General features: G+C 72.5%; 15 protein-coding genes. 7 read left to right on the forward strand and 8 right to left on the reverse strand.

Annotated elements, in window-relative coordinates; all coding sequences use genetic code 11:
• Nucleotides 1-12: 12 nt before the first annotated feature.
• Nucleotides 13-711, reverse strand: coding sequence for a copper homeostasis protein CutC (locus tag Cs7R123_RS01785; RefSeq protein ID WP_212822936.1), 699 nt, complete (start codon nucleotides 709-711; stop codon nucleotides 13-15).
• A 106-nt stretch (nucleotides 712-817) separates the two neighbouring features.
• On the opposite strand from Cs7R123_RS01785, the gene Cs7R123_RS01790 reads away from it, so the two are divergent.
• The 6 genes from Cs7R123_RS01790 (at nucleotide 818) to Cs7R123_RS01815 (ending at nucleotide 8043) form a co-directional block, all read left to right on the forward strand.
• Nucleotides 818-1957 carry an ROK family transcriptional regulator gene (locus tag Cs7R123_RS01790; protein WP_212822938.1) on the forward strand — a complete coding sequence of 380 codons (1140 nt, stop codon included), beginning with the start codon at nucleotides 818-820 and terminating at the stop codon, nucleotides 1955-1957.
• Between the two features lie 13 nt (nucleotides 1958-1970).
• The gene (locus Cs7R123_RS01795; protein WP_212822940.1) at nucleotides 1971-3440 is read left to right on the forward strand and encodes a M81 family metallopeptidase; all 1470 of its coding nucleotides are present in this window, start codon (nucleotides 1971-1973) and stop codon (nucleotides 3438-3440) included.
• Between the two features lie 107 nt (nucleotides 3441-3547).
• Nucleotides 3548-4000: a hypothetical protein gene (locus Cs7R123_RS01800; RefSeq protein WP_212822942.1), complete on the forward strand. Its 453-nt coding sequence runs from the start codon at nucleotides 3548-3550 to the stop codon at nucleotides 3998-4000.
• Nucleotides 4001-4160: 160 nt separating this feature from the next.
• Entirely contained in the window at nucleotides 4161-5906 is a 1746-nt protein-coding gene (locus Cs7R123_RS01805) for a discoidin domain-containing protein (protein WP_212822944.1), read from the forward strand.
• Nucleotides 5906-7102 carry an MFS transporter gene (locus Cs7R123_RS01810; RefSeq protein ID WP_244871547.1) on the forward strand — a complete coding sequence of 399 codons (1197 nt, stop codon included), beginning with the start codon at nucleotides 5906-5908 and terminating at the stop codon, nucleotides 7100-7102. The genes Cs7R123_RS01805 and Cs7R123_RS01810 overlap by 1 nt, the downstream gene beginning before the upstream one ends.
• The gene (locus Cs7R123_RS01815; RefSeq protein WP_212822946.1) at nucleotides 7099-8043 is read left to right on the forward strand and encodes a hypothetical protein; all 945 of its coding nucleotides are present in this window, start codon (nucleotides 7099-7101) and stop codon (nucleotides 8041-8043) included. Before Cs7R123_RS01810 ends, Cs7R123_RS01815 begins: the two co-directional genes overlap by 4 nt.
• 117 nt (nucleotides 8044-8160) lie before the next feature.
• Here the strand turns inward: Cs7R123_RS01815 and Cs7R123_RS01820 are convergent, their stop codons facing one another.
• Nucleotides 8161-9597 carry a glycoside hydrolase family 6 protein gene (locus Cs7R123_RS01820; RefSeq protein WP_212822948.1) on the reverse strand — a complete coding sequence of 479 codons (1437 nt, stop codon included), beginning with the start codon at nucleotides 9595-9597 and terminating at the stop codon, nucleotides 8161-8163.
• 199 nt (nucleotides 9598-9796) lie between these two features.
• Nucleotides 9797-10363 carry a sugar O-acetyltransferase gene (locus Cs7R123_RS01825; RefSeq protein ID WP_212822950.1) on the reverse strand — a complete coding sequence of 189 codons (567 nt, stop codon included), beginning with the start codon at nucleotides 10361-10363 and terminating at the stop codon, nucleotides 9797-9799.
• Between the two features lie 88 nt (nucleotides 10364-10451).
• Between Cs7R123_RS01825 and Cs7R123_RS01830 the strand changes: the two genes are divergently transcribed.
• Nucleotides 10452-11141 carry a rhomboid family intramembrane serine protease gene (locus Cs7R123_RS01830; protein ID WP_212822952.1) on the forward strand — a complete coding sequence of 230 codons (690 nt, stop codon included), beginning with the start codon at nucleotides 10452-10454 and terminating at the stop codon, nucleotides 11139-11141.
• Nucleotides 11142-11196: 55 nt separating this feature from the next.
• Here Cs7R123_RS01830 and Cs7R123_RS01835 read toward each other — a convergent pair whose 3' ends face one another.
• The 5 genes from Cs7R123_RS01835 to Cs7R123_RS01855 all read right to left on the reverse strand — a co-directional run bounded on the left by Cs7R123_RS01835 (nucleotide 11197) and on the right by Cs7R123_RS01855 (nucleotide 18176).
• Nucleotides 11197-12903, reverse strand: coding sequence for a glycerol-3-phosphate dehydrogenase/oxidase (locus tag Cs7R123_RS01835; protein WP_212822954.1), 1707 nt, complete (start codon nucleotides 12901-12903; stop codon nucleotides 11197-11199).
• Nucleotides 12904-12976: 73 nt separating this feature from the next.
• Nucleotides 12977-14251, reverse strand: a complete 1275-nt coding sequence (locus Cs7R123_RS01840; RefSeq protein WP_212828738.1) for an ABC transporter substrate-binding protein — start codon at nucleotides 14249-14251, stop codon at nucleotides 12977-12979.
• A gap of 93 nt (nucleotides 14252-14344) precedes the next feature.
• Complete coding sequence (locus Cs7R123_RS01845; protein ID WP_308442867.1) at nucleotides 14345-15235, reverse strand: carbohydrate ABC transporter permease; 891 nt, start codon at nucleotides 15233-15235, stop codon at nucleotides 14345-14347.
• Nucleotides 15232-16158, reverse strand: a complete 927-nt coding sequence (locus Cs7R123_RS01850) for a carbohydrate ABC transporter permease (RefSeq protein ID WP_212822955.1) — start codon at nucleotides 16156-16158, stop codon at nucleotides 15232-15234. The genes Cs7R123_RS01845 and Cs7R123_RS01850 overlap by 4 nt, the downstream gene beginning before the upstream one ends.
• Complete coding sequence (locus Cs7R123_RS01855; RefSeq protein WP_244871548.1) at nucleotides 16155-18176, reverse strand: beta-galactosidase; 2022 nt, start codon at nucleotides 18174-18176, stop codon at nucleotides 16155-16157. Before Cs7R123_RS01855 ends, Cs7R123_RS01850 begins: the two co-directional genes overlap by 4 nt.
• Nucleotides 18177-18212 lie beyond the last annotated feature (36 nt).

An 18212-nucleotide genomic window follows, 5' to 3' on the forward strand; every position in this document is an offset into this window, starting at 1 on the left:
TCCCGATGGCTGTCAGCCCGCCCGGGTGGCGTCCACGACCCGGCGCACCTCGTCGGCGTCGGTGGCCTCCCGGCCGTCACGCGGCACCGGTGCGCGCAGGTGCACCTCCCGCGCCCCCGTCTGGTCGAGCACCAGCCGGATGTTGTGCGACCGGATGCCGCCCGCGGCGATGACCCGCAGCCGGTCCCCGGCCCGCTGCCGCAGGGCGGCGATGCGTGCGGCGCCGTCCAGGGCGGTGGGGGCCGCACCGGAGGTGAGCACCGCGTCCGCGCCGAGCTCGATGATCTCCTCAAGTGCCCCGAACTGGTCGTGGACCTCGTCGAAGGCCTTGTGCACGGTCACCGGCAGCGGCCCGGCCGCCTCGATCAGGCGGCGCAGGACGGCCAGGTCGAGGCCGCCGTCGCCGGTGAGGGCGCCGACCACGACGCCGAGCGGCAGACCGTGCGGGTTGGGCAGGGCGCGGACGGCGGCGATGTCGGCGAGCATCACCCGTTCCTCGACGGCGCTCACCCGGAAGTCGCCGCCGCGGGGCCGGATCATGACCCGCACTCCCGCGCCGCGCAGCGCCTGGAGGGCGATCCCGACCGCGCCCAGGCTCGGCGTGGTGCCGCCCTGGCCGAGGTCGGCGCAGAGTTCCAGCCGGTCGGCTCCGGCCGCCTCCGCCACGAGTGCGGTCGGCACGTCGCTCACGCAGATCTCCACCGTCGTCACGGGGAGCAATGTATCGCCGAAGTCCGGAGTCAGCGAAACATACCCCCCTTTATTCGGTCACTTTGAGCAGGTTACGATCCAAGTTCTAGATGATCGAGGTGAGCCCGTGGAACCGATCGCCTCAGTGCGCGACCAGGCTCTCCGGCTGCTGGCCAGCGGGGCGGTGTCATCACGTGCCGAGCTCGTGGAGGCGCTGCGGGTCGCCCCCTCGACCGTGACGGCTGCGGTGCGCCGGCTGCTCGCCGACGGCGTCATCGTCGAGGTGGGCTCGGGCCGGTCCACCGGCGGGCGGCCGCCCCGGGTCCTGCGCCTGCGCGAGACCGGCGGCGTCTTCGCCGTGACCGAACTGGACGGCAGGCACGCCCGGGTCGGGCTGTGCGCGCCGGGCGGTGCGCTGCATACCGCGGACGAGGTCGCGATCGACGTCGCCGCAGGACCTGACCAGGTGTTCGACGCGGTGGCGGCGGAGTTCGCGCGGCTGCGGGCGGCGATCGCGCCCGGCCAGCCGCTGCTCGGGGTCGGCGTCGCCCTGCCGGGCCCGGTCGAGTTCGCCCACGGGCGCGTGGTCGGTCCGGCCCGGATGCCGGGTTGGAGCGGGGTCGACGCGAGGGCGCTGCTGGCCGCACGGTTCCGGGTGCCGGTGGCGGTCGACAACGACGCCAAGGCCGCGGCGATCGGCGAGCACCTCGCCAGGGGCCGGGAGCCCGGCGACATGATCTATGTGAAGGCCGGCACCGGTATCGGCGGCTGCCTGGTCAGCGGCGGCCAGGTCCATCGCGGCGGCCGCGGCCTCAGCGGCGACGTCACCCACGTGCGGGTGGTGGACAGCGGCGAGCGGGTCTGCTCCTGCGGCGGCCGCGGCTGCCTGGAGACGGTCGCCAGCGGCGCCGCGCTGGTGCGCCAGCTGGCCGAGCAGGGCTCGCCGGCGGCCGCGGTCCGCGACGTCGCGGCGGCGGTACGCGACGGCGACCCCACCGCGGTCACCATGGTGCGCCACGCGGGCAGGCTCCTCGGAGTGGCCCTGTCCAGCCTGGTCAACTTCCTCAACCCGGACGCGGTCGTCATCGGGGGCTCGCTGTCCGGCCTCGACGGCTACGTGGCGGCGACCCGGGGCGCGCTCTACGAGCTGTGCCTGCCGTCCATGACCCAGTCCCTGACCATCGAGGCCGGTGTCGCGGGCCCGGACGCCGCCCTGATCGGCCTGGGGCACCTGCTGCGCACCACCACCGACGTACGAACCCGCTAGGAGCCGACCGGCCATGTCCCGCCCGCTGCGCGTCGCCATCGGCGGCGTCCACATCGAGTCCAGCACGTTCTCGCCGCACCTGAGCACCGCCGCCGACTTCGAGGTGACCCGGGGCGACGCGCTGCTGGCGCGCTACGACTGGCTCGCCACCGCGCGGTCGTGGACCGCCGACGTCGAGTGGATCCCGCTCGTGCACGCGCGGGCCCTGCCCGGCGGGGCGGTGGAGCCGGGGGCGTACGAGGGATGGGCCGCCGAGATCGTCGAGCGGCTCGCCGCGGCGGGCCCGCTGGACGGCATGCTGCTCGACTTCCACGGGGCGATGAGCGTCGTCGGGCGCGACGACGCGGAGGGCGACCTGATCACCGCCATCCGCTCGGTGCTCGGGCCGCAGCCGTACGTGTCGGCGGCGATGGACCTGCACGGCAACGTCTCACGGGTGCTGTTCGACGCGTGCGACCTGCTCACCTGCTACCGGACCGCGCCGCACGTCGACGTGTGGGAGACCCGCGAGCGCGCCGCGCGCAACCTGGTCGAGGCGCTGCGCCGGGGGCAGCGGCCGCACAAGGCGCTGGTCCACGTGCCGATCCTGCTGCCGGGTGAGATGACCAGCACCCGCGAGGAGCCGGCCCGGGGCCTCTACGCGAGGGTCCCGGAGGTCGAGGCCCGCGACGGCGTCGTCGACGCGGCGGTCTGGATCGGATACGCCTGGGCCGACCAGGCACGGTGCCAGGGCGCGGTGGTCGTCACCGGCACCGATGCCGCGGCGGCCGCCGACGCGGCCCGGGAACTCGGCGAGTGCTTCTGGGCGGCCCGCGACGAGTTCGCGTTCGTCGCCCCGACCGGCACCATGGACGAGTGCCTCGACGCCGCCCTGGCCGCGGTCGGCGACCCGGCCCGGCGGCCGTTCTTCATCAGCGACTCCGGCGACAACCCCGGGGCGGGCGGCGCGGACGACGTCACCTACGCGCTGGCGCGGCTGCTGGCGCGGCCCGAGATCCGCGCCGGGTCGTGCCGGGCGGTGTTCGCCTCGCTGGTGGACCCGCAGACTGTCGCGCAGGTCGCCGACCTGCCGCCCGGTGCGCCGGTGCGGGTCGCGGTCGGGGGGCGCATCGACGCGCGCGAGCCGGGCCCGCTGCTGCTCGACGGGGTGCTGGAGGCGGTCGCCGACGATCCCGACGGCGGCCGGTGCGTCAGCGTACGTGTGGGCGGGGCCAGCGTGTTCGTCACGTCGCGGCGGATGCAGTACCGGCTGCTGGAGTCGTACGCCCGGCTGGGCGTCGCGGTCGAGCACGTGGACGTCGTCGTGGTGAAGATCGGCTATCTCGAACCCGAGCTGTTCGATGCGGCGGGCGACTGGCTGCTCGCGCTGACCCCGGGCGGGGTCGACCAGGATCTCGCGCGGCTGCCGTACCACAGGGTCAACCGGCCGATGTTCCCCCTGGACCGCGACTTCACCGCGGACCTGACCGTCGTCACCGGCTGACCGCCCGGCCGACCGGGATCCGCGCTGTCGGGATGCTGTCGTATCTCCCGGTGTGCCAGGGGCTCTCTTCCAGTGACACCGGCGGACGACGGACAGGGAGACAGCCGATGACATATCCGGATAAGGACATCGTGATGAAGGGCGACGAGAAGCCCGTCAACACCCACGGGCTGACCGAGAACTGCTACTACGTGACCGCGGCGAAACTGCTCAACACCACCACCGACGCGCTCGTCACGCACTCCGAGGAGATGCAGCTGCCGGGCAAGGAGATGACGCTGGCGCAGACGCAGGACTTCTTCGCCCGGCTGAACCTGCCGTGGCGGCGGGCGGAGTTCACCACGCAGGCGGCGCTGGAGGCACGGATCAGGGAGATCGGCGGCGTGTCGGAGCTGCTGTACGCCGTCGGCTTCGTCCGCACCAACGGCTCGCGGCACATGGTGGTGGCGCACTTCCGGCCCGGTCCGATCCCGACCGTCCGCTACGAGGACTACCAGAACCCGAGTTCGAGCGCCGCGCTCGACCTGTTCGGCGCCCAGCAGTACCACCTCTTCTACTGACCGCGACCGCGGACGGGCAGACCGCGCCAGGCCACTTGACAGCGTCGTCGAATACATCGAGACTCATCGTCCAAGCGGCTTGGCGCGGCGTCCGACCTGGACGTGACGTGCTCAGTGTGAACTGCCCCGGCCGGTGACACTCCCCTCAGAGGAGCACACCGTGCTGTCCAAGAAACAGTTCCTCACCACGGCTGCGGCCGTCACGACCGCACTGCTGACAGCAGCCGCGGTCGTCCTCGCGCAGCGGGCCGAAGCCGCCGACGTCCTGCTCTCCCGCAACAGGCCGGTGGCGGCGTCCTCCAGCGAAGCCTCGGCGTACGCGCCGGAGAAGGCCGTCGACGGGGACACCGCCACCCGCTGGGCCAGCACCGAGGGGTCCGATCCGCAGTGGATCCGGGTCGACCTCGGCACGGTCACGCCGATCACCCGCGTCCGGCTGGTCTGGGAGGCGGCGTACGCGTCGGCGTACCGACTGGAGACCTCGGCCGACGCGGCCACCTGGACCACGCTCAAGTCGGTGACCGGCGAGAACGGCGGCACCGACGACCACACCGGCCTCACCGCGACCGCGCGCTACCTCCGGGTGTACGGCACCCAGCGCGGCACGGCCTACGGCTACTCGCTGTGGGAGCTGGAGGTGTACGGTCCCGGCGCACCACCCGCCCCCGGCACCGACTACCAGGCGGAGGACGCCGCGCTGTCGCAGGCGGCCGTCGCCACCAACCACACCGGCTACACCGGCACCGGGTTCGTCGACTACACCAACGTCACCGGCGGCTGGATCGAGTGGACGGTCACCGCGGCCACGGCCGGTCCGGTGGCGCTGACCGTGCGGTACGCGAACGGCACGACCGCGAACCGGCCGATGGACGTCGCGGTCGACGGCGCCGTCGCCGCCGAGTCGGTCGACTTCGCCCCGACGGCGAACTGGGACACCTGGACGACCCGGACGGTCACCGCGACGCTGGCCGCCGGCACGCACACCGTCCGCGCCACCGCCGTCGACGCCGCGGGCGGACCCAACGTGGACAGGCTGACCGTGGCCCCGGCCGCCACGGCCAGCCCCACCGCGGGCCCGTCGGCCGGTCCCAGCCCCACACCGGGTGGCGCGTTCACCGCGGCCGCGGCCGGGGACATCGCCGAGCAGTGCACCGCCTCGTCCAGCACCTGCCAGCACCCGAAGACCGCCGCCCTGGTGACCGCGATGAACCCGGACCTCGTGCTGACCATGGGCGACAACCAGTACGACGACGCGCGCCTGTCGGACTTCCAGAACTACTTCGACAAGACCTGGGGCCCGTTCAAGCCGAAGCTGCGCCCCGCGCCCGGCAACCACGAGACCTACGATCCGGCCGGTTCCATGGCCGGCTACCGGTCCTACTTCGGTTCGATCGCGTACCCGCAGGGCAAGCCCTACTACAGCTACGACCGCGGCAACTGGCACTTCATCGCGCTGGACTCCAACACGCTCACCGCATCGGCCCAGCTGACCTGGCTGAGCAGCGATCTGGCGGCCACGACCAAGGGCTGCATCGCGGCGTACTGGCACCATCCGCTGTTCAGCTCCGGCGAGCACGGCAACGACCCGGTCAGCCGCCAGGCCTGGCAGCTGCTCTACGACGCGCACGCCGACCTGGTGCTCAACGGCCACGACCACCACTACGAGCGGTTCGGCCCGCAGAACCCGTCGGCCGCCGCCGACCCGAACGGCATCGTCGAGGTCCTCGGCGGGATGGGCGGCGCGTCGCCGTACTCGATCGTCAACGTGCAGCCCAACAGCCAGAAGCGCCTGTCGGGCGTGTTCGGGGTGCTCAAGCTCTCGTTCACCGACAGCACGTTCTCCTGGCAGCTGATCGGGACCGACAACGCGGTCAAGGACACCAGCCCGACCTACACCTGCCACTGATGTACATCACCATGCGCCGGGACACCCCGGCTCCGGGACGGCGGGCGCTGGCCGCCGTCCCGGCCAACGTCATCGCGCTCGGCGCGGTCAGTCTCGTCACCGATGTCTCGTCGGAGATGGTCACGGCCGTGCTGCCGCTCTACCTAGCCCTCACGCTCGGCCTCACCCCGTTGCAGCTGGGCTTCGTCGACGGGCTGTCCTTCGGGGTCACCGCGCTGCTGCGCCCGGCCGGGGGCCGGCTGGCCGACCGCTGGCGGCACAAGCCCGTGGCCGCCGCCGGGTACGCGCTGTCGGCCCTGGCGAAGGTCGGCGTGCTCGCCGCCGGGGCGGCGCTCGGGCCGCTGGCCGCCGCCATCGTGGCCGACCGCACCGGCAAGGGCCTGCGCACCGCACCCCGCGACGCGCTCATCTCGCTGTCGGCTCCGGCGGGGCGCGAGGGGCTGGCGTTCGGCGTGCACCGGGCCATGGACACCGTCGGCGCCTTCCTCGGCCCGCTGGCCGCGTTCGCCGTCCTCGCCGCGACCGGCGGGGTGTACCGGTCGGTGTTCGCGGTCAGCTTCTGCGTCGCGGCCTTCGGCCTGGTGCTGCTCGTGCTCTACGTCAGGGACCGCCCGGGTCCCGCCCCGGCGGCGCCGCCCGTGGCGGCGGTCCTGCGGGACCCCTCGCTGCGGCGGCTGAGCGCGGTCGCGGCCGGGCTCGGCCTGTTCACGCTCAGCGACTTCTTCGTCTACCTGCTGCTCCAGCACTCCGGTGCGGTGCCGCTGCGGTGGTTCCCGCTCCTGCCGCTCGGCACCGCCGGGGTCTACCTGCTGCTCGCGGTGCCGCTCGGCCGCCTGGCCGACCGCGTCGGGCGGGTGCGGGTCCTGCTGGGCGGGCATCTCGCCCTGGTCGCGGCCATGCTGCTGCTCGCCGGTACGCCGACCGGGGCGCCCCTGCTGGCGGCCGTGCTGCTGCTGCACGGGCTCTTCTACGCGGCCACCGACGGGGTGCTGATGGCGCTGGCCGGGCCGCTGCTGCCCGACGCCTCGCGGGCCACCGGGCTGGCGGTGGTCCAGACGGCACAGGCCGCGGCCCGCTTCGCCTCCTCGCTCGCGGCCGGGGCGCTGTGGGCCGCCTGGGGTGCGCCGACCGCGCTGCTGGTCCTGGCGGCGGGCCTGCTGGCGGCCGTCGCGGCCGCCGCCCGGGGGCTGCGGTGAGGCGGGCGTGGATCGCCCTGGCGGCCGCGCTGGTGCTGGGCACGGCGGCGACGGTCTACGTGTCGCACACCGCCACGCCGCCAGTGGTCACACCGTCGGCATCCCTGCGTGACGGGCAGCTCTACTTCCGCGACGGCGGCGGCCAGGTCGCCTCGGTGCCCGCGACCGATCCGGCCGGGCCGCGGCGGCTGCTGGGGCTGCGGTGCGACCGCTTCGCGGCCGCCGGGCCGACCGCGGTCTGCCTGGCCGCCGACGTCACGAACGGCCTGCCGACGACCACCGCGGTGATCCTCGACCGGGACCTGCACGAGACCAGGCGGCTGCGGCTGGCCGGGATCCCCAGCCGCGCCAGGGTCTCGCGCAGCGGCCGGATGGTGTCCTGGACCGTCTTCGTCACCGGGGACTCCTACAGCCAGGGCGGATTCTCGACCTGGACCGGCATCCTCGACACCCGGACCGGCTACGCCGTGACGAACATCGAGAACATTCACCTGTACCTCGACGGCAGGCGCCACTACGCGGCCGACGTGAACTACTGGGGCGTCACGTTCGCCGACGACGACACCACCTTCTACGCCACGGTCTCGACGCGGGGCACGACCTATCTCGTACGCGGGGACTACGCGCGCTGGGAGGCGCGGACGGTGCTCGCCGGGGTGGAATGCCCGTCGCTGTCACCGGACGGGACCCGCGTCGCCTACAAGAAACGGGCCGCCGGGCGGGTTCCGTGGCGGCTGGCCGTGCTGGACCTGCGTACGCTGCGCCCGGTGGACCTCGCCGAACCGGCAGGGGTCGACGACCAGGCGGTCTGGCTCGACGACCGGACGGTCGCGTACGCCCGCGACGGCGACGTCTACGCGCTGGCCGCCGACGGCACCGGCACACCCCGCGCGCTCGTCCGGGACGCGTCCTCCCCCACCCCGCCACTGGCACCGCACTGATGTGCCTATGTCGATACGATACGCGCGAGCACAGCGCCGGCGGCGATCGCCGACGAGGTGCCCGAGCGCTGATGGCCGCAGCCCGGACGTCGGGTGACGTCCGGGCTGCGGAGCGGGTCAGCTGCAGGTGGCGCCGTTGAGCTTGAAGGCGGTCGGGTTGGTGTTGGTGCCGCTGAAGGTGGCCTGGAACCCGAACGACGTGCTGGCGTTGGTCGCCAGCGAGCCGTTGTGGCCTGCGTTCTTGGCCGTGACCGCGGTGCCGCTCTGGGTCAGCACGGTGTTCCAGGCGCTGGTGATCTGCTGGTTTCCGGCATAGGTCCAGGTCACGGTCCAGGCGGTGACGGCCGGGCCGCGGTTGGTCAGGGTGACCGTGGCGGTGAAGCCGTTGTTCCACTGGCTGTCCACCCGGTACGCCACCGTGCAGGCCCCAGGCGGGGTGCTCGCCGACGGGGACGGGGAGGCCGACGGTGACGCCGACGGCGACGGCGACGCCGACCGCGAGGGTGACGGGGACGGCGAGGCCGACCGCGAGGCTGACGGCGACACCGGCGGGCTCGGCGGCGGGCTGGTCACCACGCCGTTCTGGGCCAGCGAGTAGGCCAGGTCCGGCACGAACGTGCCCGCCGCGGCGGCGCAGCCGTCGGCCTCACCCGGCGGCTTGATCCACAGGAACGCGTCGACGGTCGCCTCGTTGGTGGCGGTGGTCGGGGCGGCGCCGGTGCCGCGCCCGGCCGGGTCGCACCATTCGCTGCCCAGGGGTCCCTTGCCGTTGCGGCTGACGTCGACGACCTGGTGCAGGTTCCCGTTGCCCAGCGCGTTGAGCACGTTGCGGCCGAAGGTCACCTCGTCGGCCGTCCAGCGGAAGTTGGACACGTTCGAGAAGAACCCGGCGGCGTTGGCGACGCCTGCCGCCTGTAGCCGCGACGCGGTGTCGCCGGCGCTGTTCCAGGCGGAGTGCCCGGCGTCGAGGTACACCTTGACGCTCGGGTTGACCTGCTTGAGCTTGCCGACCGCGTAGCTGAGCGCCGAGTTGCGGTCCGCCTTCTCCGTGGCCGACAGGCACGTCTGCAACGCCAGGGAGTCGGGTTCGAGCAGGACCACCGCGGTGCGGGTGCCCAGACCGGCGGCGAAGGCGTCGGCCCAGGTCCGGTACGCGGTGTAGTCGGGTGCGCCGCCGGCGCTGGCGCCGCCGCAGTCGCGGTTGGGGATCATGTACGCCACCAGCACCGGGATCTGGTTCACGGTGTTGGCCGCACCGACGTAGGAGCTCACCTGCGACTGGATCGTGCTCGGGTTGTACGACGCGAACCACCGCGCCTGCGGCTGGCTGCCGATGCGCTGGCTGATCAGCGAGGCCCGCGAGTCGTTGGGGTTCGCGGCCAGCCACTGGTTCACGGCCGAGGTGGGATCGCGGTAGAAGCTGCCGGACAGGGTGCCGGCCGAGGCCTCACCCGCGCCGAGCAGCAGCCCGGCCGTGGCGGCGGCCACGACGGACACCGCGCTGACCGCGGCGGCGAGCAGCTTGCGGCGGGGCGATGAGAGATCGGGTTTCAACGCATCTCCTGGGAATCTGGGCGTGGAGAATCGAGTGCTGCCCGGATCTGTCCGCTACAGACGCATGCCGTCATGAGGCGGCCGTCGATGGTGGATCTGCCCTCACCCGCGACGCCGCCTACCCGGCTCCACGGACATCATTCCCGCCGGATTTGTACAGCGTCAACAGCCACCCACATGCCGGACCGGACCCGGCGCCTCAGGAGTCTGCGGCGGACGTCGGCTTCAGGCGCTTGCGCTCGACGATGCTCGTCGCCGTCACCACGCTCAGCGGCGGCACGTCCTTCGCCACCACGGCACCCGCACCGACGACCGAGCCCCGGCCGATCGTCACGCCGGGGGTGACCGTGACCGCCGCGCCGATCCATACGTCGTCCTCGATGACGATGGGTGCGTGCGTGATGAAGTCGAAGCGCTCGTCGACCTCGACCGGGTGCCCGGCCGTGCTCAGCGTCACCCGGGGGCCGATCAGGACGCGGTCGCCGATGGTGATGCCGCCGTAGTCGAGGAAGAAGCATCCCTGATTGATGAACACCCGCTCCCCGAACGACGCCCCGAGCCCGTAGTCGCAGTAGAACGGGGGCAGGATGGACAGCGAGTCCGGCACGGGCCGGCCGAAGATCTCGGTCAGCACCGCCCGGCGCGCGTCCAGGTCCTCGAACGGCAGCGCGTTCAGGCGCGCGGTCAGGCCCATGACGAGCTGCACGCGCTGCGCGAAGGCGCGCGACTCAGGTGTCCTGGTCCGCAGGCGTTGCTCGTTGCGCATCGGGCGATTCTGGCACGGCCGCCGCGGCCCCGTTGCCCGCCCACGATCGGGGCAGGCGCCCGCCGCCGCGCGCCCATAGGATGCCCGCATGCGGCCCATCCCCCGTGCCACCGCGGTCGTGTTCGCGCTGACCGCCGTGCCGAGCCTGCTGCAGTTCGCCTACCCGGCCCTGGAGACCGGCTTGCGGCGCGACCCCGCCCTGATCGCCGACGGCCAGCTCTGGCGGTTGGTCACCTCCTCGCTCGTCCAGGACAGCGGGGTGCCCGGCACCGTCAGCAACCTCGGGTTCCTGCTCGTGCTCGGCTGGCTGGCCGAACGCGCCGTGGGCAGCGGCCGTTGGCTGCTGTTCTTCGCCGGCGGGGTCGCCCTCGGCCAGGTCGGCGGGCTGCTGTTCGGCATCGTCGGCGCGGGCAGCTCCATCGGGCTGTGCGGTCTGGCCGGCGGCACGGCGGTGGCCGCGTGGCACGGCCGCGACCCGCTGCCCGCCGCGGTCGGCTCGCTGTACGCGCTGCTGGTCGCCGCGTCGGCCGTTGCCGGCCCGTGGCCCTACGCGGCGGCCGCGGTGCTGGCCGGGCTGCTCATCAGTCTGCGCGACCGGGTGCCCAGGTGGACGTACGGCCTGGTGGCCCTGCTGCTGGGCACCGGTTTGGCGCTGGCCGCGGACCTGCACGGCACAGCGCTGCTGGGCGGGCTCGCCGCGGGCGGCCTCGCCTACCGCACGCGACCGCGGGCAGGTGACACCGCACCCGAAGCGGCCCGGCCGAGCGCTGCCGGTTGAAAGGCGGTGGCGCGGTCCGGTGACCGCGCACCCGGCGCGGGCCGAGCCCGTCCGGTCACACTCTGGCGGCCGGCCGCAGGCCCTCGCGCGCGGACACGGCCGACTCGTCGTCGAGCTGCTCGGATGCGGCGTGCTCCGCCTCGATGTGCCGCAGGTACTCCTCGACCTCGCGGTCGATCCGGTCGCCGTCCCAGCCCAGGACCTCGGCCATGATCTCGGCTGCCGGCCGCGCCGCCGCCGTCCCCCGGTCGCGGGTGTGCAGGCTGATCCGGGTGCGGCGGGTCAGCACGTCGTCGAGCCGCCGCGCTCCCTCGTGGGAGGCCGCGTAGTGGATCTCCGCGCGGAGGTGCCGCTCGGCGCCTTCCAGCGGCCGGGCGAGGCCGGGGTCCGCGCGGAGCAGCGACAGCACCTCGTCCACGAGCCCGCCGTGGCGGCTCAGCAGGTGGGAGAGCAGGCGCGGGTGGAGGCCGTAGGCGGCGGCGAGTTCGCGGCGCCGGTTGCGCAGCGCGGTGAAACCGTCCGCGCCGACGAGCGGCACCTGGTCGGTGCACGAGCGCGCCCCCACCGCCATGGCCCGCGCGGCGGCGTCGACGGCGTCGGCGGCCATGACCCGGTACGTGGTGAACTTGCCCCCGGCCACGGTGACGAGCCCGGGTGCCGGGCTGGCCACGGCGTGTTCGCGCGACAGCTTGGCGGTCGCCTTCGATCCCCGGCTGATCAGGGGACGGAGTCCCGCGTACACCGCCTGGACGTCGTCGCGCGTCAGCGGGTCCAGCAGCACCTTGTTCACCTCGCGGAGCAGGTAGTCGATGTCGCCGCCGGTGGCGACGGTCCGGCTCGGGTCGAGGTGCCAGTCGGTGTCGGTGGTTCCGATGATCCAGTGGTGCTCCCACGGGATGACGAAGAGCACGCTGCTGGCGGTCCGCAGGATCAGGCCGGTCGACAGCCGGAGCCGGTCTTCGGGCACCACCAGGTGGACGCCTTTGGACGCGCGCACCGTGAACTCCTCGGGGGCGTCCGTCATGCGGTTGACGTCGTCGGTCCATACCCCGGTCGCGTTGACGACCTGCCGGGCCCGGACGTCGAGGAAGCGGTCGTGCTCGGTGTCGTGCAGGCGGGCGCCGACGACCCGGTCGCCGTCGCGGAGCAGGTCGACGGCTCGGACGCGGTTCGCCGCCAGCGCGCCGTGGGCGACCGCGGTGCGGACGAGGAACATGGTGTACCGGGCGTCGTCGACCTGGGCGTCGTGGTACTGGATGGCCCCGGTCAGGGCGTCGGGGCGCAGCGACGGACAGGCGCGCAGCGCCTCGCGGCGGCTCAGGTGCCGGTGGCGCGGCATGCTCCGGCCGGGTTCGCCGGAGGAGCCCATCGAGTCGTAGAGCATCAGCCCGGCACCGGCGTAGACGCGTTCCCAGCCGCGGTGCGCGAGGGGGTACAGGAACGGCACGGGTTGCACCAGATGCGGGGCGAGGCGCCGCATCAGCAGGCTCCGTTCGCGCAGCGCCTCCCGGACGAGCCCGAAGTCGAGCATCTCCAGGTAGCGCAGTCCGCCGTGGATGAGCTTGCTGGAGTTGCCGGACGTGCCGCCGGCCCAGTCACGTGCCTCGACGAGGCCGACCCGCAGACCCCGGGTCGCGGCGTCCAGCGCCGCGCCGGCGCCGACGACTCCCCCGCCGATGACGAGGATGTCGAGGTCGTCGCGTTCCGCCAGCGCCGCCACCGCCGCGTCGCGGTCGTGCGGTGACAGTCTCCCGGTGCGCATCAGTCTTCTCCCTGAGGTGGGCCGGGCGCGCCGCGGGCTGGAGTGCCCGCGGCGCGCGGTCGGGACGGCGGGGTCAGCCGTTGACGGGGATGGACTGGGACTTCATGGCATCGATGGTGGACGCCTGGGCGGCCTTCAGCGCGTCGCCGAGGGTGCCCTTGCCCGAAGCCGAGGCCTTGAATCCGTCCGCGGCGTCGGCGTAGGTCTTGGTCATGATCGGGCCCCACACGAAGTCGGGCGAGACCTGCGCGGAGGCGGCGGCGAACACCTCGTAGATGCGCTGACCGCCGTAGAAGTCGACGCCTGCGGTCAGGGCCGGCAGCGTCGCGCCGGTCTTGGTCGCGGGGTAGAGGTTCGCCTTCTGGTTGAGCAGGGTCAGCGCCTCCTCCGAGGTGTTGAGCCACAGCGCGAACTGCGCCGCCTCGTACGGGTGCTTCGAGCTCTTGAAGACCGCCGTCGACGACCCGCCCCAGTTTCCGGCGGCCTTGTCACCGGCGTTCCACTGCGGCATCGGGGCGACGGCCCACTTGCCCGCCGTGGCGGGCGCGCCGCTGGCGATCGAGTTGGCGCCCCACACCGCCGAGACCCAGGTCCACGACTTGCCGGTGTTGTAGGCGTTGTCCCACTCGGTCGTCCACGGCGGAACGGTGGAGACGAGCTTGCGGCCGATCAGGTCCTGCCAGTAGTCGGCGACCTTGGTGGTGGCGGGGTCGGCCAGGTTGACCGTCCACCGCGACCCGTCGTTGCTGAACCAGCGGCCGCCCGCCTGCCAGGCCAGGCCCGCGAACTGGTTGACGTCGCTCTGTGAGAAGTTGGTGATGTAACCGCCGGCGGCCTTGACCTTCTCGGCGGCCTGCGCGTACTCGGCCCACGTGGTGGGGATGGCGATGCCGTTCTTCTCGAACAGGTCGGCCCGGTAGAACATGGCCATCGGTCCGGCGTCCTGGGGGACGGCGAACACGGTGTCCTTCTCGCCGAAGGTCACCTGGCCCCAGGTCCAGTCGACGAACTTGTCGCGCGCGTCGGTGACGATGCCGCAGGAGGCGAGGTTCGTCAGGCCGTCCTGCACGCGGAAGCTCGGCAGGGTGTCGTATTCGATCTGGCCGAGGTCGGGGGCGTTGCCGGCCTTGAGCTGGTTGAACAGGTTCTGGTAGGTGCCGCCGTTGCCGCTGGGGCCGGTCTGCACCTTCACCTGGATGTTCGGGTTCTTCGCGTTCCAGACCTTCACCACATCCTCGATGTTGGGGATCCAGGACGTGTAGGTGAGCTCGACCTTGCCGGTCGAGGGTGCGCATGCGGTCGCGGACGGTTCGTCGGCTGCGCCGGAGGAGCAGGCGGCAACCAGCATCACTGATGCCAGCGTGATCAAACCGATCGATCGACGTTGATGCTTCACGGGGTACCTCTCTTAATGACGGGACGGAAGGTGCAGGTGTGGGTGTTACTTGACCGCACCGGCGGCGAGGCCGTTGCGCCAGAACCGCTGGAGCAGCAGGAACGCGACCACCAGCGGTGTGATGGACATGAGGGCGCCGACGAGCACCAGGCCGCGCAACTGGGGCACGGCGCTCACCTGCGTGTTCCAGGTGTAGAGACCGAGCGTGACCGGGAACAGGCGCTCGTCGCCGAGCATGATCAACGGCAGCAGGAAGCTGTTCCAGACGGCGACGAAGTGGAACAGGAAGATCGTCACCAGGCCGGGGAACATCAGCCGGGCCGAGACCTCGAAGAACGTGCGCACCTCGCCGGAGCCGTCGATGCGCGCGGCTTCGAGCAGGTCCTCCGGCACGCTGGCGCGGGCGTAGATCTGCGCCAGATAGACCCCGAACGGGTTGACCAGGCTCGGCAGGAACACCGACCAGAAGGTGTTGGTCGCACCGACGTAGCTGAAGATGAGGAACAGGGGCAGCGCCAGCGCGGTGGCCGGCACGAGCACGCCGCCCAGGACCACGTTGAACAGCGTGTCCCGGCCCGGGAACCGGTACCTGGCCAGCGCGTACCCGCACATCGCGGCCAGCAGCGTGCCGATCAGGGCGGCGCCGCCGGTGTAGGCGATGCTGTTGGCGGTCCAGCGCAGGAACACGCCGTCGCGGTAGGTCACCAGCTCACGGAGGTTGTCCCACAGCGCGAAGTCGCCGAACCACAGCGGGTCGGTGCCGGTGAACTGGGCGCGGGTCTTCGTCGCCGCGACCACCAGCCACCAGATGGGGACGAGGGTGTACAGCGCGCAGACGGCCATGACCAGCATCGCGGCGGAGCGGGTCAGGACGCTCGCGCGGTCGGCGCCGCCGGTGGCGGACCGGCGCCGGGACGGGGCGGGCAGCAGGCTCAACGCAGTCCCTTCCGCTGGGCGATCTTGAGGAATCCGAACGACAGCGCGAACGTCGCGACCGCGAGCACGACGGAGAACGCCGCGGCCAGGTTGAAGTTCGGGATCGAGGAGGTCGAGAAGACGGTGAGGTTCGGGGTGTAGGTGCTGGAGACCGCGGCGCTGAAACTGCGGAACACCTGCGGCTCGGCCAGCAGTTGCAGGGTGCCGATGATGGAGAACACCGTGGTCATGACCAGTGCCGGCGTCACCAGCGGAATCTTGATCGACAGGGCGATCCGCAGGGCTCCGGCACCGTCCAGCCGGGCCGCTTCGAAGATCTCCGGCGGAATGGACTGGAGGTACGAGTAGATGATGATCATGTTGTAGCCCGCGTAGACCCAGGTCACGACGTTGGCCATCGACCACAGCACCAGGTCGGCCGAGAGCAGGTCGACGTGCGCCGTCACCGCGGTGAACGGCGACAGGTTCGGCGAGTAGAGGAAGCCCCACATGATCGCCGCGACCACCCCCGGCACCGCGTACGGCGTGAAGAACGCCAGCCGGAAGAAGCGCCCGCCCCGCACCAGACCCGAGTCGAGCACCAGTGCCACCAGCAGGGCCAGGCCGAGCATGATCGGCACCTGGATCAGGCCGAACCCCAGGACGCGCCCGATCGACCGCCAGAACGGCACGTCCGCGAAGACCCGGCCGTACTGCGCCAGTCCCCCGAACACCTCCCGGGCCGGCCCGAACGTCCCTTCGCGCTGCACCACGTAGAGCGACTGGACCACGGCGTAGCAGATCGGGACGATGAAGAAGGCGAGGAACAGCACCGCGAAGGGCAGCACGAAGACCGCGATGGCACGGGCGTGCGGGGTGCGCGTCCCTCGGCGTCGGCCGGCCCGGCCCGCCACCGCGGGCGCGGCCACATCTGTCACGGTCATGGCGACTCCTCCCGAACCACTCGGACCTCGCCGGGGGGCACCGGCACCACACCTGCCACGGTCTCGCCGCGGACCAGTTCCACGCCGGTCGCGGGGTGGCGCACCTCGGCCGAGCCGTGGTTGACGATGAACAGGTAGCTGCGCCGGCCGTCGCCGCGCCGCACCACCTCCACCGAGCCGTCGCCCTCGGGGCCGAGCGGCTGGACGCCGGCCGCGCCGACGACCTCCCGGACGACCTCGCGCAGACCTGCGGGCTCCAGTTCGGTGGCCACATACCAGGCGGTTCCGGCGCCGTACGCGTTGCGGGTGACGGCCGGCACGCCGGGCAGCGGCCCGTCGGTGTAGCAGGCCCGCGCTTCGGCCGTCGTCAGGCGCAGCCGCTCGGTCCACAGCCCGCCGCTGCCGCCGCTGTCGAGCCCGACGCGCACGCCGGGTGGCAGCGGGACGAACTCCTCGCCGACGATGCCGAGCAGCTCGCGGAAGGCGCCGGGGTATCCCCCGAGATGGATCCGGTCGTTCTCGTCGACGATCCCGCTGTAGAACGTGACGAGCACGTGACCGCCGGCCGCCACGTACGCCGAGATCGCCGCCGCCTCGTGTTCGGACACCAGGTGCAGGCACGGCACGATGACCAGGCGGTAGCGGCCGAGGTCGGTCTGCGGGGACACGACGTCGGCGGTCACGCCGAGCTCCCGCAGCGCGCGGTAGGCCCGGTGCACCTGGTCCAGATAGCCGACGGCCTGCGACGGCCGGGCCTCCCCCTCGCTCGCCCACCACGACTGCCAGCTGAACAGCATGGCCACGTCCGTCTGCACCGTCGTCCCGGCGACCTCGTCGAGGCGGTCCAGGGTCTGCGACAGGCGCAGGACCTCGCGCCAGCTCTCGGTGTCGGTGCCGGCGTGCGGCACCAGCGCCGAGTGGAACTTCTCCGCGCCCTGCGCCGAGGCCCGCCACTGGAAGAAGCAGACGGCGTCGGCTCCCCTGGCGACATGGGTCAGCGAGTTGCGGATCATCTCCCCCGGCCCCTTGGCCAGGTTGTACGGCTGCCAGCTGACCGCCCCGACCGACTGCTCCATGAGCATCCACGGCTGCCCGCCGGCCAGGCCCCGGGTCAGGTCGGCCGCGAAGGCCAGCTCCGCGGTGGCGTCGCCGAGGCGGTGATCGAGGTAGTGGTCGTTGGCGACGAGGTCGACCTCGGGCGCCCAGGTCCAGTAGTCCAGGTTGCGAATATGGGCCGTGACCATGAAGTTCGTCGTGATCGGCGCGTCGGTGTGCCGGCGCACGACCGCCACCTCGTCGAGGTAGTAGCCGAGCAGCTCGTCGGAGCTGAACCGGTGGAAGTCCAGCAGCTGAGCGGGGTTGCGGGCCGACAGCGCCTGGCGGGGCGGCTGCACCTCGGACCAGTCGTCGTAGCGCTGGCTCCAGAACGACGTCCCCCAGCTGTCGTTCAGCCCTTCGACGGTGCCGTAGCGCTTGTGCAGCCAGCGCCGGAACGCCTCGGCGGACTGCTCGTCGTAGCAGTGCGCGTTGTGGCAGCCCAGCTCGTTGGAGACGTGCCAGAGCGCGACCGCGGGGTGGCGGCCGTACCGCTGCGCGACGCGCTCCACCAGGGCCAGCGCTCTGCTGCGGAACACCGGCGAACTGGGGCACCAGGCCTGGCGGCCGCCCGGGTACCGGGTGGTGCCGTCCTGCGCCATCGGCAGGATCTCCGGGTGCCGGGTCGACAGCCACGGCGGCGGGGACGACGTGCCCGTTCCCAGATTGATTTTGATCTTGTTTTCGTGGAGCAGGTCCACGATCTGGTCGAGACCGGCGAAGTCGTACTCGTCCGGCCGGGGCTCCAGGTGGGCCCAGCCGAAGATGTTGACCGCCACCAGGTCGACGCCCGCCTGGCGCATGAGGCGCATGTCCTCGCGCCAGACCTCGGGTGCCCATTGTTCGGGGTTGTAGTCGCACCCCAGGGCGATGCCGGAGACCGGCATCGGCGAGAAGACGCCCTGACCACGCTGTGCGGTCATCTCCCGTCCCCTCCTTCGAGTAGCATGTGTGCACGT

It is taken from the genome of Catellatospora sp. TT07R-123, assembly GCF_018327705.1.
In the GTDB taxonomy this organism is placed as follows: Bacteria; Actinomycetota; Actinomycetes; order Mycobacteriales; family Micromonosporaceae; genus Catellatospora.

Excerpts from the sequence above, each read along its gene's own strand:
- Cs7R123_RS01795 (WP_212822940.1), top strand. The coding sequence starts at position 1,971 with ATGTCCCGCCCGCTGCGCGTCGCCATCGGCGGCGTCCACATCGAGTCC.
- Cs7R123_RS01800 (WP_212822942.1), top strand. The coding sequence starts at position 3,548 with ATGACATATCCGGATAAGGACATCGTGATGAAGGGCGACGAGAAGCCC.
- Cs7R123_RS01810 (WP_244871547.1), top strand. The coding sequence starts at position 5,906 with ATGTACATCACCATGCGCCGGGACACCCCGGCTCCGGGACGGCGGGCG.
- Cs7R123_RS01825 (WP_212822950.1), bottom strand. The coding sequence starts at position 10,363 with ATGCGCAACGAGCAACGCCTGCGGACCAGGACACCTGAGTCGCGCGCC.
- Cs7R123_RS01830 (WP_212822952.1), top strand. The coding sequence starts at position 10,452 with ATGCGGCCCATCCCCCGTGCCACCGCGGTCGTGTTCGCGCTGACCGCC.
- Cs7R123_RS01835 (WP_212822954.1), bottom strand. The coding sequence starts at position 12,903 with ATGCGCACCGGGAGACTGTCACCGCACGACCGCGACGCGGCGGTGGCG.
- Cs7R123_RS01840 (WP_212828738.1), bottom strand. The coding sequence starts at position 14,251 with ATGCTGGTTGCCGCCTGCTCCTCCGGCGCAGCCGACGAACCGTCCGCG.
- Cs7R123_RS01850 (WP_212822955.1), bottom strand. The coding sequence starts at position 16,158 with ATGACCGTGACAGATGTGGCCGCGCCCGCGGTGGCGGGCCGGGCCGGC.
- Cs7R123_RS01855 (WP_244871548.1), bottom strand. The coding sequence starts at position 18,176 with ATGACCGCACAGCGTGGTCAGGGCGTCTTCTCGCCGATGCCGGTCTCC.